This is a genomic window from Hwanghaeella sp. LZ110 (assembly GCF_048892525.1).
In the GTDB taxonomy this organism is placed as follows: Bacteria; Pseudomonadota; Alphaproteobacteria; order UBA8366; family Aestuariispiraceae; genus Pacificispira.
In genome coordinates, this window is record NZ_JBLZHT010000002.1 from 324,691 (window position 1) to 338,699 (window position 14,009).

General features: G+C 56.8%; 16 protein-coding genes and 1 tRNA gene. 12 read left to right on the plus strand and 5 right to left on the minus strand.

What is annotated here, in order from left to right; translation table 11 throughout:
- The first annotated feature begins 92 nt into the window (after positions 1-92).
- From ACOSDM_RS05245 to ACOSDM_RS05260, 4 genes are all read left to right on the plus strand, one after another.
- The gene (locus ACOSDM_RS05245; RefSeq protein ID WP_420723440.1) at positions 93-683 is read left to right on the plus strand and encodes a TetR family transcriptional regulator; all 591 of its coding nucleotides are present in this window, start codon (positions 93-95) and stop codon (positions 681-683) included.
- Between the two features lie 30 nt (positions 684-713).
- Positions 714-1,415 carry a hypothetical protein gene (locus ACOSDM_RS05250; RefSeq protein WP_420723441.1) on the plus strand — a complete coding sequence of 234 codons (702 nt, stop codon included), beginning with the start codon at positions 714-716 and terminating at the stop codon, positions 1,413-1,415.
- A 72-nt stretch (positions 1,416-1,487) separates the two neighbouring features.
- Positions 1,488-1,907, plus strand: a complete 420-nt coding sequence (locus ACOSDM_RS05255) for a DUF350 domain-containing protein (RefSeq protein WP_420723442.1) — start codon at positions 1,488-1,490, stop codon at positions 1,905-1,907.
- Between the two features lie 24 nt (positions 1,908-1,931).
- The gene (locus ACOSDM_RS05260) at positions 1,932-2,780 is read left to right on the plus strand and encodes a S1 family peptidase (RefSeq protein ID WP_420723443.1); all 849 of its coding nucleotides are present in this window, start codon (positions 1,932-1,934) and stop codon (positions 2,778-2,780) included.
- Between the two features lie 121 nt (positions 2,781-2,901).
- Here ACOSDM_RS05260 and ACOSDM_RS05265 read toward each other — a convergent pair whose 3' ends face one another.
- The 5 genes from ACOSDM_RS05265 to ACOSDM_RS05285 all read right to left on the minus strand — a co-directional run bounded on the left by ACOSDM_RS05265 (position 2,902) and on the right by ACOSDM_RS05285 (position 6,209).
- The gene (locus ACOSDM_RS05265) at positions 2,902-4,197 is read right to left on the minus strand and encodes a pyridoxal phosphate-dependent aminotransferase (protein ID WP_420723444.1); all 1,296 of its coding nucleotides are present in this window, start codon (positions 4,195-4,197) and stop codon (positions 2,902-2,904) included.
- On the minus strand, positions 4,146-4,580 hold the full coding sequence (locus tag ACOSDM_RS05270) for an NUDIX hydrolase (protein ID WP_420723445.1): 435 nt from the start codon (positions 4,578-4,580) through the stop codon (positions 4,146-4,148). Before ACOSDM_RS05270 ends, ACOSDM_RS05265 begins: the two co-directional genes overlap by 52 nt.
- 302 nt (positions 4,581-4,882) lie before the next feature.
- Complete coding sequence (locus tag ACOSDM_RS05275) at positions 4,883-5,272, minus strand: hypothetical protein (protein WP_420723446.1); 390 nt, start codon at positions 5,270-5,272, stop codon at positions 4,883-4,885.
- Between the two features lie 400 nt (positions 5,273-5,672).
- Positions 5,673-5,748: transfer RNA gene (locus ACOSDM_RS05280), tRNA-Ala, on the minus strand.
- A 104-nt stretch (positions 5,749-5,852) separates the two neighbouring features.
- On the minus strand, positions 5,853-6,209 hold the full coding sequence (locus ACOSDM_RS05285; protein WP_420723447.1) for an FYDLN acid domain-containing protein: 357 nt from the start codon (positions 6,207-6,209) through the stop codon (positions 5,853-5,855).
- A gap of 292 nt (positions 6,210-6,501) precedes the next feature.
- On the opposite strand from ACOSDM_RS05285, the gene aroA reads away from it, so the two are divergent.
- From aroA to ACOSDM_RS05325, 8 genes are all read left to right on the plus strand, one after another.
- Positions 6,502-7,827, plus strand: coding sequence for a 3-phosphoshikimate 1-carboxyvinyltransferase (aroA, locus tag ACOSDM_RS05290; RefSeq protein WP_420723448.1), 1,326 nt, complete (start codon positions 6,502-6,504; stop codon positions 7,825-7,827).
- 3 nt (positions 7,828-7,830) lie between these two features.
- On the plus strand, positions 7,831-8,799 hold the full coding sequence (locus ACOSDM_RS05295) for an NAD(P)H-dependent flavin oxidoreductase (RefSeq protein ID WP_420723449.1): 969 nt from the start codon (positions 7,831-7,833) through the stop codon (positions 8,797-8,799).
- 14 nt (positions 8,800-8,813) lie between these two features.
- Positions 8,814-9,494 carry a (d)CMP kinase gene (cmk, locus tag ACOSDM_RS05300; RefSeq protein ID WP_420723450.1) on the plus strand — a complete coding sequence of 227 codons (681 nt, stop codon included), beginning with the start codon at positions 8,814-8,816 and terminating at the stop codon, positions 9,492-9,494.
- Positions 9,495-9,654: 160 nt separating this feature from the next.
- Positions 9,655-11,343, plus strand: a complete 1,689-nt coding sequence (rpsA, locus tag ACOSDM_RS05305) for a 30S ribosomal protein S1 (protein ID WP_420723451.1) — start codon at positions 9,655-9,657, stop codon at positions 11,341-11,343.
- 370 nt (positions 11,344-11,713) lie between these two features.
- The gene (gene ihfB, locus ACOSDM_RS05310; RefSeq protein ID WP_420723452.1) at positions 11,714-11,992 is read left to right on the plus strand and encodes an integration host factor subunit beta; all 279 of its coding nucleotides are present in this window, start codon (positions 11,714-11,716) and stop codon (positions 11,990-11,992) included.
- A gap of 107 nt (positions 11,993-12,099) precedes the next feature.
- The gene (locus ACOSDM_RS05315) at positions 12,100-12,471 is read left to right on the plus strand and encodes a lipopolysaccharide assembly protein LapA domain-containing protein (protein WP_420723453.1); all 372 of its coding nucleotides are present in this window, start codon (positions 12,100-12,102) and stop codon (positions 12,469-12,471) included.
- Between the two features lie 167 nt (positions 12,472-12,638).
- A complete protein-coding gene (cobO, locus tag ACOSDM_RS05320) occupies positions 12,639-13,262 on the plus strand; it encodes a cob(I)yrinic acid a,c-diamide adenosyltransferase (protein ID WP_420723454.1) in 624 nt (207 codons plus the stop codon).
- 45 nt (positions 13,263-13,307) lie between these two features.
- Entirely contained in the window at positions 13,308-14,009 is a 702-nt protein-coding gene (locus ACOSDM_RS05325; RefSeq protein WP_420723455.1) for a lipid-binding SYLF domain-containing protein, read from the plus strand.

Below are 14,009 nucleotides of genomic sequence, written 5' to 3' on the forward strand. Positions count from 1 at the left end.
TAATAAATTGATTGACTAATTTATAGATTGAATGATCAATCAACTTATTGAATGATGTGTCACCATATTGAAATACTATAGGAATTCGCCACTTGGCCCGACAGTCAATTGAAGATATTCGAAAGATTGAGCTGATCGATGCGGCCCTGGCCGTGATTGCGGAAGAGGGGCATGATGCCGCAACCACACAGAAGATCGCCGCCCGGGCAGGAATTTCGGCGGGGATCGTGCATCATTATTTCGGGGATAAGGCCAGTCTTTTGCAGGCAAGCATGCGCGCAATCCGAAAGCCTGTCGCCCGCGCCTATGTCGAAAATCTGGCCGCGCAGGGACTGACCACGACGGCGGGTCGCCCGGCCTTGGAGGCCTGCCTGGAAGCCCATTTGTCCCCAACCATTCTGACCGTGCGGCGGGCGGCGGCCTGGCTGCAGTTTACCGCGCGGGTGGCCTATGTCCCGGATTATGCCAGGGTTCACGCATTGGTCCGCAATCGCCAGATCGCCGCCTTGACACGGGCGGTTCGACCCCTGGTGCCGCATCAGGGGGATGCTGTTCGGATGGGGATACGACTGGCTGTCGCGCTGGATGGCTATTGGATGGAATGTGCAACCCGCGAAGGGGGGCTGACCGCCAAAGAGGCGCGTTTGGCAATTGATGCCCTGTTGTCGGATTCCGTTTGGTAAGAATGCCCAGTGCGGTTTAGACTCCCCCTCATGAAAACACTTCTTTCACGCCTTGGCGGTCTGGGCCTGGCCTGTCTTATGCTGACGGGTTGTTACCTGCCCAATAAGTTCGAACTGACGATGCAGATCGCACCGGATGGGCGATATGCTACAACCTATGACGGCACGCTGACGCAGTTACAGTTTCTCCAACGGATCGGGACGGGGGATCTGGTCGGCAATCAGATCGACGAATATGTCGGCATTTATGAAAATGATTTGCGCCGCAATTCCGGCTTTAAGGAAGTCACCTATCTGGGCAAAGCCGAATATCGGGTGAAATTCGACAAGCAGGGCAGTTTGGCGCGGGAAAAGCAGTTCAGCTTCCCGGAACGCAACGGCGTTGTCCTGGGTTTGCGGCGATGGACGGCGGCCAGCGCGGAAGGCTATATGGCCAAATTCCGGGCCACCAATCATCCGGCACTTCCCTCCCTGGCGGCGGCGAATTTCGCCAACGAACCCAATATTATGGAAGTATTCGGGGATCGCCTGCCCAAAAAAATGCGCGATGACCTTATTGCCAATGGGTTCTGGGTGCGCGGCAGCATTCGCATCTGGACCTCGGCAAAGGTCGGCTATCACAATGCGCAGGAAGTTGTGGAGGGGAATCCGACCCTCTATGTCTGGAACATTGACAGCCTGAACGCCCAACCGCCGGAAATGATCATGGCCTGGACCCCGCCCAGCCAGTAAGTCCCAACCAGTAAGTGAGGGCCAATAAGTTGGGGCCTTTCGTTCAATGCAGCCTTAAAAAAGGGATCACACATGAATTTTGACATCATTCTGGAAAGCGTGATGACGGGCTTTCCTTTCCTGTTCCTGCATTTTGCGCTGACCGTGGCAATCTGGCTGGTGGCGGTATGGGTCTATGCCCTGTCCACCCCCTACGCGGAAATGAAGCTGATCCGGGAGAATAATGTTGCGGCTGCCGTGACGCTGGGTGGGGCCATGCTGGGGTTGGCGATCCCCCTGGCATTTGCCATGGCGTCTAGTGTCAGCATGGCCGATATTCTGGTTTGGGGGCTGATCAGCATGGCCTTACAGATTGTCGTTTATCGTGTGATCGACCTTGTGCTCAAGGATTTACCGCGCCGTATAGAGGCCGGGGAAATTGCCCCGGCAGTTCTGGCGACGGCAACGAAATTGTCGATTGCGTTCTTTAATGCGGCGGCCATCTCAGGATAGGCGCAGCGGGGCAGTAGCGACGCGATGAAGCTGATCGACAAAATCGCCTTCCTGGTGCTGGGCATCGTGTCCCTGGCGTCGATCTTTGGCTTCTTTGAAACCAGCCCCGACCCGGATGCGCCGCGTCGCCCCGGCATCGCCCTGGCCCCGCCTCAGGGGGACCCGCTGCCGCCCCGCAATCCAACCCGCGATCCGATTGTCATGGTGGATATGGGCCAAAAGCCGACGACCAGCCTGGGGACGGCATTTTCGCTGGAATCCGCCGGTGTCTGGATGACGGCGCGCCATGTCGTTGATGGCTGTGACAGGGTGGGACTGATGACCGGCCCGTCAAAGGCCGCCAAGGTGAACCAGATTTGGATTCACCCCTCTGCTGATCTGGCCCTGTTGTCGCAATCCTTGCGGCGTCCCGCCCTGAGAATGGCGGATCGCGATCCGGTGATCGGAGAACAGGGCTACGGCGTCGGCTATCCGCAGGGAAAGCCTGGGGAGGTGGTAGGGACCTTGTTGGGGCGCGCGACATCGCGCAGCACGGGGCGATATAAGCTGGATGAACCCGTGCTGATCTGGACGGAAACTGCGCGCTTTCCCAATTTCTCCGGGGATCTGGCGGGGATCAGCGGCGGACCACTCTTCGCACAGGATGGCACTGTTCTGGGTGTCATCGTATCGGGTACCGTGCGGCGGGGGCGTTTCAATACGGTTGCGCCATCTTCCCTGACCCTTGCCCTGCAGGAAGCGCAATTGACGCCAGGAGATATCGGTGACACCGCCCCTGTGCCGGTCCCCATCGAAACCCAGGCCCTATCGGATCTGGGACAGCAATTGCGGCAGGATGGCGCAGTTGCTCAGGTTATCTGCCTGGTTAATTAAGGGAATATCGCGATACACGCGGAACCATTCCAGCAGGCAGATCCCAGCATCCTTCCTGTTGTGATACATGTCGCCCTGGACCCCGGATCACGTCCGGGGTGACGAGCGGGATTGTTTCAAATCACAGCCTGGCTAATCCACTCTCCAGGCGATTGAATGCTTCTGATAAGCGGTCGGGGGACAGGGCGAAGCACAGGCGGTACCAACCCTCCGCGCCGGGGCCAAAGGCGGTGCCCGGCGCGATGCCGACCTTTGCTTCCCGCACCAGTCGCTGACAGGTCTCCAGCGTGCGGTCCCCGGTCCCATCGATACGGAAGAACCCATAGAAGCTCGCGCTGGCCGGGCGATAGTCCCGCACCTTAGGCAGATTTGGCAGGCGTTGGTTGCAGATGTCGCGGCCGATGCGACAATGCTCGACAATCTGGGCAACAGCCCGCTCCCCCTCCACAATCGCCTGTATCCCGGCGCGCTGGATAAAGGTCGGTAGGCAGGAGTAATTGAACTCGATCATATTGCCCAAAACATCGCCCAGCTCTGGCGGATGGGTGATCCAGCCCATGCGCCAGCCGGTCATGGCCCAGCTTTTGGAGAAGCTGTTGACCACCAGGACCGGATCGTCGGGCTGTGCGATTTCCAGGAAGCTGGGGGCCGCGCGCCCGTCATAGACCATGCGGGAATACACCTCGTCAGAGACGATCCAGATGCCCCGCTCCCGCGCAAAGGCCAGCACTTCAACCATTTGCTCCCGCGGCATGACCCAGCCCGTCGGGTTGTTGGGCGTGTTGATGAAAATCGCCCGGGTGCGCGCGTCACATTGGTCATACAGTTTCTGTAAATCCAGATGCCATCCCCGCTGTGCGTCATTGTCCAGCACGGCATAGCGCGGCGTGCCCGACAAGGCGCGGACCACCGATTGCGCATTGGGCCAGACGGGGGAGATGATGACGGCATTGTCGCCTGGATCCAGAATGGTTTGAAAGATCAGCATGATCGCCGACATGCCCGATTGCGTCACGGTGATACGGTTGGGCGCAATGTCCTGCCCAAACAGGCCGGTGACATAGCCCGCCAGGGCCGCCTGAAATTCGGGCAATCCGCGCTTGTGACCATAGAATGTCTCCCCCGCATTCAGGGAGTTGATGGCCGTCTGGCGGATCTCTGTATCGGTCACCAGGTCGGATTCACCATACCACATGGCAATCACCGACGGATCCCCCAGCGCCAGTTTCGACACGGCCAGGATCTGCTGTTCTTCGATACCGGCAACGGTGGGGCGGATGTAACCAATCGACATGGCGGGCGCTTTCCGGAACGGGAGGGATGAGGGCAACTCTATCGCCAAAGTGGCCGAACTGACGGCGTGCTTCAAGCCAGAAACCGCGCCGCCTGACGAATGATGCGGATCGTCTCGTCCCATAGATGATAGTCCGCCAATTGCGCCAGCGGCACCCAGCGTGCCTGAACCGCATCATCGCCAGCCTGCAGCACCCCGCCAACCGGCCGGGCCGCAAAATCAATCAGCGTATAGTGATGCGACAGGTCGGGGGAACCGGGAAGGGGCGTTAGGGAATCCACCACATCGATCAGCCCCAAAATCTCAATCTCGATCCCCGTCTCTTCCAGCACTTCCCGGATGGCCGCAGCGCGAACCGTTTCCCCCCATTCCTGCCGCCCGCCAGGAATAGACCACTCCCCCACACGCGGCGCCCGCCCCCGCTGAACCAACAACACATCCATCCCGCCCGCCGAGGGACGCAGGACGACGGTGCCAATACCAATGAGGGGACGTTGCTGGGTCACGCGGGTTTCCTTGCAGGTTTTGTAACAAGTCTACGGGATGTAATTTAATCTGCAAACCGCGCGTCCCTTAGAGTCTTACAAAAAGCAGGAAGGAGGACCTTGAGGCCCAGGAAGCGCCCCAACCTATCGCGCAGGGGCCAGGAAAGGAAAAAAGGAGCGCAGCGACGACTTCCTCTCCTGGAACCCTGCCCACCGCCGAGGTGCGGAGGTTTGGGGGCAAGCCCCCCAAAGGTACAAGGTTCACAAATAAAAAGGGAAGCGATATGACTTTCCTCTTAACTGCTATGCGAACCATTTTACCGTTAATAGAATCGTTTTGTGGGAGTTGTATTAACTTGGAGTGGGAGCCGGAATTTTATCCGGCTAACGCTTGCGTTTTTGTTTGCTTCTTCAATACCAGCCTCGGCTTTGAAGAATGTAGCGACTGTGATCCCTCCACCAGCTTTTGCTTTGTCGCTTTCCTCGGCGGTCACGGCGACATCGAAGTCGACCATGCTGGCATACTGAAGCTCGTCATGGGTGCCATATCCAGTAATTATGATTCCCGCTCCAGCCCACTCTTTGGTATTCGTTCCACCGGAGAGAGTGGGGCTAGTGGTTGCGAATGCTTCTTTATTTTCGGTGTTAAATTGCTGAACTCCTCGAACAATTTGTTCGAGGCTTGCTTTAACAAAATCTTCAAGACTAAGCATTCGTTGCGTCTCCTGAGTTCAGGTTTGGTGGACATCGCATGATTTCTTCCTCTTATACTCGCGCGAGTAATGTTTCACCTGCAAGCGAAAAGGCGAAACCGGCACTCAAAGGCAATCCTAACGCGTTGCCAGTTCCCAAGCCAAATACGGCCAAAGATAACTTTGGATGGAAAGCCGGACCGAAGGAAATCAGCACTAAGGAAATTGGGGAAACTTTCACCGGGCGGGAAGTATCCCGGGAGAGTTTTGTCGATGGGAAAGGTTGGGAACGGCAACTGATCGGACAGACTGAGGATTTAACAACTCGCTTGAAGCGTGTCAGCATGACCGGGACTTATGGCATGCCTCTTAGATCTGGGTCCCAACAAGCGAAAACCCCCGGTTTCCCGAGGGTTTTCGATGGTGGAGCCAAGCGGGATCGAACCGCTGACCTCTACACTGCCAGTGTAGCGCTCTCCCAGCTGAGCTATGGCCCCTTATGTGTCGGTCCTGGACTTTTTCGACCGGCGGCGCGTGTTATACACGCCGTATCCGGTCTCGCAAGAGTTTTCAAGAAACCGACACAAAGACTTTGGGATTCTTACAGGTCGTCGTCGTCTTTTTTGGTGCCGACAACCGGAACATCATCGTCGTCCAGGTCGGATGTATCCTCCAGCACGCCATCATCGTCGTCGTCATCAACATCCAGAACGTCCAGATCATCATCGTCATCGTCGCTGTCATCATCCAGATCGCCGGATGACTTGGACGCGACTTTGGCTTCCTTCTTGGGCTTGTCGTCAGGCACCTGGTTGCGACCGCGCTTCAGCTTGGTGGCGGCTTCCGGATCGAAGACAGCCTCGCAGCTTGGGCAGATGATCGGGTCTTTCTGCATGTCATAGAACTTCGCGCCACAGCTGAGGCACAAACGCTTAAAGCCCCATTTGGGATTTGCCATGTCGCTGATCTCCTTCGGATTGACAGTAAAATTAATATTTTCGGAGGCTCCCTATAGAGCAACCGCGACCGATACGCTAGGGCGATGATACACTCATCCCCCTATTGTTCAGCCGATTGCGGGCGGAATTGCCAAATTCCAGCGGCGCTGTCAAAAGATAAATAGGGAGAAACGGTAAATCACGAAACGGGGTTTGTTCGCCGGGGGGCCAAGGTGTAAAACACCCACGCATCAGGTTTGACGATATTCGACTGCCAAAATACCGCTGTGTATAGAATAGGATCGTTCTGAAATGAGCTCTTCTTTAACCGTGTCTGCCGGGTCCTCTTTGATTGGAACGGTGCGGGTGCCGGGTGATAAATCAATCTCGCACAGGGCGGTTATGTTGGGGGGGCTTGCGGTCGGCACAACACAGATCGAAGGTCTGCTGGAAGGGGAGGATGTGCTGGCGACAGCCGCCGCTTTTCGCCAGTTGGGGGCGGATGTCACACGCCATCAGGATGGGGCCTGGACCGTCACCGGCGTTGGCCTGGGCGGATTGCGGGAACCAGAAGATATTCTGGATATGGGCAATTCCGGCACGGCGGCGCGCCTGTTATTGGGTATTCTGGCGGGCCATCCCATCCGGTGCATGATGACGGGCGATGCGTCTCTGCGGTCGCGCCCGATGGGCCGCGTGACTGATCCGCTGACGGCAATGGGGGCGCGGATCGAAACACGCGACGGCGGGCGTCTGCCGCTGATGATCCAGGGTGCCGATATGGTGCTGCCGATCACCTATGAACTGCCGGTCCCCTCGGCGCAGGTGAAATCTGCCGTGCTGCTGGCGGGGCTGATGGCGCGGGGCGAGACCGCCGTGATTGAATCGGTTGCCACCCGCGACCATACAGAACGCATGCTGACCCATTTTGGCGGCAAGGTCAGCCGTGAGGCCCTGGCCGACGGGGGCAGTCGCATCGCGGTTGCGGGGGAACCGGAATTGACCGCCGCCGATATACTGGTCCCGGCCGACCCATCCTCTGCGGCCTTTCCTTTGGTGGCGGCCTTGCTGGTGCCGGGATCGGAAGTGCATCTGCCCAATATCGGCATGAACCCGACCCGCATCGGGCTGATCAAAACCCTGCTGGAAATGGGCGCCGATATCGTGATTGAAAATGAGCGTGTTGCAGGGGGGGAGCCGGTTGCCGACCTGATCGCGCGCCATTCCACGCTGCATGGGATAGAGGTGCCGCCAGAGCGGGCGGCCAGCATGATCGACGAATATCCGATCCTGTGCATTGCCGCCTCTCAAGCGGAAGGAACGACCCGGATGCAGGGCGTGTCCGAATTGCGGGTCAAGGAATCTGATCGGATCGCGGTGATGGCGACGGGCCTGCGCGCCAATGGCGTGACGGTGACAGAAGGCGAGGACTGGATGCAGGTCGAAGGCCGCCCCGGTGATGTTGCCGGCGGTGCCATGGTCGCCACCCATCTGGATCATCGCATTGCCATGAGTTTCTTTGTCCTGGGGCTGGTGACGAAAAAGCCGGTCACCATCGATGATGCCGCCCCGATCCGCACCAGTTTCCCGAATTTCCTGGATCTGATGGCGGCGCTTAATTCCGGACGGAAAGGGTAATCGATGGGCCGGATTACGACCCGACTGACACGCCAGTTTGGAATCGACCATCCCATTCTATCGGCCCCTATGGCGGGTGCCAGCGGGGGGCAATTGGCCAAGGCTGTCAGTGAGGCTGGCGGGTTGGGCCTGATCGGCGGCGGTTACGGCGATGCAACTTTTTTGAGCCAGGCATTTCGAGATACAGGCAACACGGCGGTTGGTTGTGGTTTCATCACCTGGTCTTTGGCACAAAATCCGGATTTGCTGGATTTGGTTCTGTCCCATAATCCCTGTGCGATCATGCTCTCCTTTGGGGATCCCGGCCCGTTTGTGGCAAAAATAGCAGAGTCTGGTGTCCCGCTGATCTGCCAATGTCAGACCATCGCGCATGTGCGACAGGCCGTGGATCTGGGCGCGACGGTCATCGTTGCCCAAGGGGGAGAGGCTGGCGGTCATGGCGCCCTGCGCGGCACGATGAATTTCGTGCCGGAGGTCGCCGATCTTCTGGCCGCCAACTCCCCCGACACGCTGTTGGTGGCTGCTGGTGGGATTGCTGATGGGCGCGGATTGGCTGCGGCCTTGATGCTTGGCGCAGACGGGGTTCTGGTCGGTACGCGGTTTTGGGCGTCGCTGGAGTCGCTGGCCCCGATGCAGCATCGTAAGGCCGCTATCCCCGCGACCGGGGATGATACCGTGCAGACCACCGCTGTGGATATCGTGCGGCAAAAAGACTGGCCAGCTGAATTCAAGGTTCGGGTACAGCAGAATGCTTTTACCCAGAAGTGGCATGGGCACGAAGAGGAATTGCGTGCGGTTGTGGAAACCGCCGTCCCGGCTTATACAGCGGCGCTGGGAGCGGGCGATCCGCAACAATCCGCCCCGATCTGTGGTGAGGCGATTGGTCTGATCGCCAGCATTGAGCCAGCGGCCCGTATTGTGGAGACGATGGTTGAAGAGGCCCATGCACGGCTGAACAGTCGATTTGAGTGAAGGAGTTTCCAGATATGTCATCCAATGCGCCCATTATTATCGCCGTTGACGGCCCGGCCGCCAGCGGCAAGGGGACTGTGGCGCGTAAACTGGCGACAGAATTTGATTTCGCCTATCTGGATACGGGCAAGCTGTATCGTGCGGTGGGTTTGGCGGTGGTGCGGTCTGGTGGCGACCCGGAAGATGAGGATGCGGCCACTGATGCCGCCCGCGCTTTGGACCTGCAAACCCTGGATGACCCGGAGCTACTGGGCGATGATGCGGCCTCTGCGGCATCCAAAGTTGCCGCTATTGACGGAGTGCGGTCGGCCTTGTTGGAGTTTCAAAGAAACTTCGCAGCCTCGCCACCGGATGGCAAATTGGGGGCGATTTTGGACGGGCGGGACATTGGCACAGTGATCTGTCCGGACGCGCTGGTGAAGCTGTTTGTAACCGCCAGTGTGGATATTCGTGCACAAAGACGACACAAAGAGTTGCTCAATCGGGGTACGCCCAGTATATACCCGCGCGTTCTGGATGAATTGAAGGCCAGGGACGCGCGCGATATGAATCGTGCGACGGCCCCTTTGAAAGCGGCAGAGGATGCTGTGGTGCTGGATACCACGGAACTGGATGTCGATCGGTCTTTTGCTCAGGCTCTCCGCTTGATCGGGGGACCGGTAAGAGAGGCCCTTGAAGATGCAGACGGTGCCTAGGGCGCGGATCTGCGACTGAGCAGACCATAAGGTTAGGTTTGTTATGATGGCGGCACGATAAGCCTCAAGCGTGCAGCCATCCCCATTCATTTTGAGGTGAGACCGCCGGATACAACCGGATGGCCGGAAATGAAACAAGACTGAAAGGAACATCACAACCATGGCAAATGAAAGTTTTGCCCAGCTTCTGGAAGAATCCCTCGGCGAAAACGAGTCGCTTGAAGGGACTGTAGTAAAAGGGATCGTCATTTCTATCGACAATGACATGGTCCTGATTGATGTCGGCCTGAAGGCCGAAGGCCGCGTCGCGCTGAAGGAATTCGGCAGCCCCGGCCAGCCCGCTGATTTGAAAAAGGGCGATGAAGTCGAAGTTTTCGTAGAACGCATGGAAGACAAGAACGGCGAAGCGATGCTGAGCCGCGAAAAGGCCAAGCGCGAAGAAAGCTGGATCAAGCTGGAAGAGCAGTTCAACAAGCAGGAACGCGTCAATGGCGTGATCTTCGGACGCGTGAAGGGGGGCTTTACGGTCGACCTGAACGGGGCTGTTGCCTTCCTGCCGGGCAGCCAGGTCGATATCCGCCCCGTGCGCGATATCACCCCGCTGATGAACACACCTCAGCCTTTCCAGATCCTGAAAATGGACCGCAGCCGTGGCAATATCGTCGTCTCGCGCCGCGCCGTGCTGGAAGAAACCCGTGCTGAACAGCGCGCTGAACTGGTCGAAAACCTGAAAGAAGGTCAAGTCCTGGAAGGCGTTGTCAAGAATATCACCGATTACGGCGCATTCGTCGATCTGGGTGGTGTGGACGGCTTGCTGCACGTAACGGATATCTCATGGCGTCGCATCAACCATCCCTCGGAAGAGCTGACAATCGGTCAAACGGTCAATGTACAGGTTATCCGCTTCAACTCGGAAACCCAGCGCATTTCGCTTGGCATGAAACAGCTGCTGTCTGATCCATGGGAAGGCGTTGACGCTAAATACCCGGTCGGCACCAAGTTCTCGGGCCGCGTCACCAACATCACCGACTACGGCGCATTCGTTGAGCTGGAAGCCGGGATCGAAGGTCTGGTACACGTGTCCGAAATGTCCTGGACCAAGAAGAACGTTCACCCCGGCAAGATCGTATCCACCTCTCAGGAAGTGGATGTCATGGTCTTGGATGTGGACCCGAACAAGCGGCGCATCTCCCTTGGCATCAAACAGTGCCAGGAAAACCCATGGGATACCTTCACGGAGAAATATCCGGTGGGCGCCGAAATCGAAGGCGAGATCAAGAACATCACCGAATTTGGTATGTTCGTTGGCTTGACCGAAGAAATCGACGGCATGGTTCATATGTCCGACATCGACTGGCACAATGCGCCGGAAGAAGCGCTTGCGGCCTATACCAAGGGCGACATGGTCAAGGCCAAGGTCCTGGATGTGGATGTTGAGAAAGAACGCGTTTCTCTTGGCATCAAACAGCTGGAAAATGATCCGTTCGAAGAAGCCATGGATGGCCTGCGCAAGGGTGAAGTTGTCACCTGCACGGTCACCAAGGTTCTGGACAATGGCATCGAAGTGACGGTGAAAGACAATGTTCCAGGCTTTATCCGCAAGGCGGAATTGAGCCGGGATCGGTCCGAACAGCGTCCTGACCGTTTCGCCGAAGGTGAAAAGGTTGATGCCAAGATCACGGCCATCGACAAGACCACCCATAAGCTGACCCTGTCGATCAAGGCGCATGAAACCGCAGAAGAAAAAGAAGCCATGGCGGCTTATGGTTCTTCTGACTCCGGTGCGTCCCTGGGCGATATCCTGGGTGCGGCCTTGAAGAAGCAGAAAGAACAGTCGGGCGACGAGTAAGTCCCCTACTGAACTAAAAGACGAATGATCGGGCCGGTTTTCTATCAGGAAGACCGGCCCGTATCTTTGTGTCGACCCATCCAGATTGAAGAATCAGGTCTTCGCATTTTCCTGAAATATTCAATAAATAGAGCGATATCGGGCGTTTGTCCTTGACTGCAAATCAGGGCTTTGGCACGCTCTTTACCGGTTTGGTGGTTGGATAGTTTTTTAAATTAGAAAAATTGAGTAATGGGGCGATATCATCACGGCTGAGACAGCAAGAGCGCCTGTTTTGACGCGCTGACTGAAATGCCGCGATATCGATAGGACAAAAATTGGCGCAGGAAGAGGATCATCCGATGCGCCCCAAACAGGTGGGAGTAACTATATGACACGGTCCGATTTAATCGCCCGTATCGCTCAGCGTCGGGGATTGTTTCAACGGGATGTGGAACGGGTTGTGTCGACCGTATTCGACGAGGTGACGCAGGCTCTGGCCCAGGGTGACCGGGTTGAATTGCGCGGATTTGGCGCTTTTTCCGTAAAGGCGCGTGACTCTCGCACCGGTCGCAATCCCCGCACGGGAGAGGCTGTTTCCGTCGAGGCGAAGTCGGTGCCTTTCTTTAAGACCGGCAAGCAATTGCGGGAACGCCTGAACGCGGATTGATCCGGCTTTCATTCAATCGATCAGGTCTTTATCGGTCTTAACCCCCGCGAAGTCATGTGACGGCTAGGGCGGGTATCATGGCGAAGGCCGGAGGAACAGATAGGCGAATGCGACAGATTTCAAAGCTGTTTGGTCTAATCATCACCGTGCCAATTCTGCTGGTGGCGATTTCTTTCGCTGTTTCCAATACAGATATCATGACGTTGCGGCTGTGGCCTTTTACCACTGAAGTCACCATGCCCACGGCGTTGGCCTTGTTCATTGTTTTGATTTTCGGATTTCTTATCGGTGCGATCGCGGCCTTTGTTGGCGCGGGTTCCTTGCGCAAACGTCTTCGCAACGCTGAATATCGGCTGCGCCAGATGGAAATGGAACAGGCCCGGATCGCCCGTGAAAAAGAAGCCGCTGCGGCGAAGGCTCAGCAGGAAACAGTTGCCCTGTCACAGCGCAGTTCGACGCCAGCCTTAGCAGCAGAATAGGCGGCCTGCGGCTGTTTATTGGCCCGTTGGGCCATCCTGATCTCAAAATTGCCTCAATTTCAGCCTTAAATCTCCCTGGTCGGATGCTCGAATCGTGCGAAATTCGGCGGGATAGGAAGTTCTGCGCTGATTGGGGCTGCAGATTCAATTTGGGGATACGGACCGGTATGAAAACCGATGGCATGACCGAAGACGAAATCAATCAACGCCACGCCGAAAAGATGGCCAAGAAGAAAGCCGCCCGCGACAAGATGCTGGCGGAAAAGACCATCGAAAAGGGCCTTTTGATGGTCCATACCGGCAAGGGCAAAGGCAAGACCACGGCTGCCATGGGCCTTGCTGCGCGCGTTGTTGGCAATGGTAAAAAGGTCTGTATCGTTCAATTTGTCAAAGGTGTGTGGAACACGGGGGAACGCGAAGTTCTGAAACATTTCCCCGATCTGTGTGTGATGAAGGCGATGGGCGAAGGATTCACCTGGGACACGCAAGATCGCGCCCGTGATATTGCGGCGGCGACGGCGGCCTGGGATTTCGCAAAGGAAGCCATGGCGGACCCCAGTTTCGACATGGTGATCCTGGACGAAATGAACATCGTGTTGCGCTATGATTATCTGGATCTGGCAGAGGTCCTAAACACGCTTCAGGCCCGTCGTGACATGCTGCATGTCGTCATCACCGGTCGCAACGCCAAGGAAGAGTTGATCGAGATTGCAGACCTGGTCACAGAAATGACGCAGATCAAACATCCCTTCCGGTCCGGCGTGAAGGCGCAGATCGGGATTGAATTTTAAGCCGCGTCGCCGTCTGGCGCGCGTTTGCAGGAAAGGATTTAATCCATGCGATCCATAGCACAGTTCATCGGGACGATTGCGCTGTTTCTGGCCGTCAGTCTGACCTCCACACTTCAAGCCCAGGCACGGGTCGAAGATGCCGAACAACTGGTGGTCAAATCAGAATTTACCATCAAGAATATGTGGGATCATCCCGAATTTTCGAAATATGTGCGCCATTATCTGCGCGAATCGAAAGCTGTTGTGGTTATCCCGTCTATGTTGAAGGGTGGTTTTTTGATTGGCGGAGAAGGCGGATCGGGGATTCTGATGGCGCGCGGCGCAAATAATGAATGGAGCTATCCGGCCTTCCTGTCGATTGGGTCTGCCTCTTTCGGGCTGCAATTTGGCGGGCAGTCGTCAGAGATGCTGTTGATCGTGATGACCGGGCGCGGATTGCAAGCCATTCTGGACGATCAGGTTCAGATCGGCGGCGAAATTTCCGGCGCGATTGGTCCCTATGGCAGTGGCGCGGAAGCGTCCACCACCAGCAACATGGATGCGGATGTCATTGCCTATTCCATCTCAAAAGGCGCATTTCTTGGCTTTAATGTTGAAGGAACCGCGCTTGTGCCCCGGGAAACCCTGAACCGCGAATATTATGGACAATCCGTAACGCCCAGTGAAATCGTCTTGAAGGGGGTGGTTGGAAATCCACAGGCGGATCAATTGCGCCAAACCCTGAAGGAATTGATGACCAAACAATAG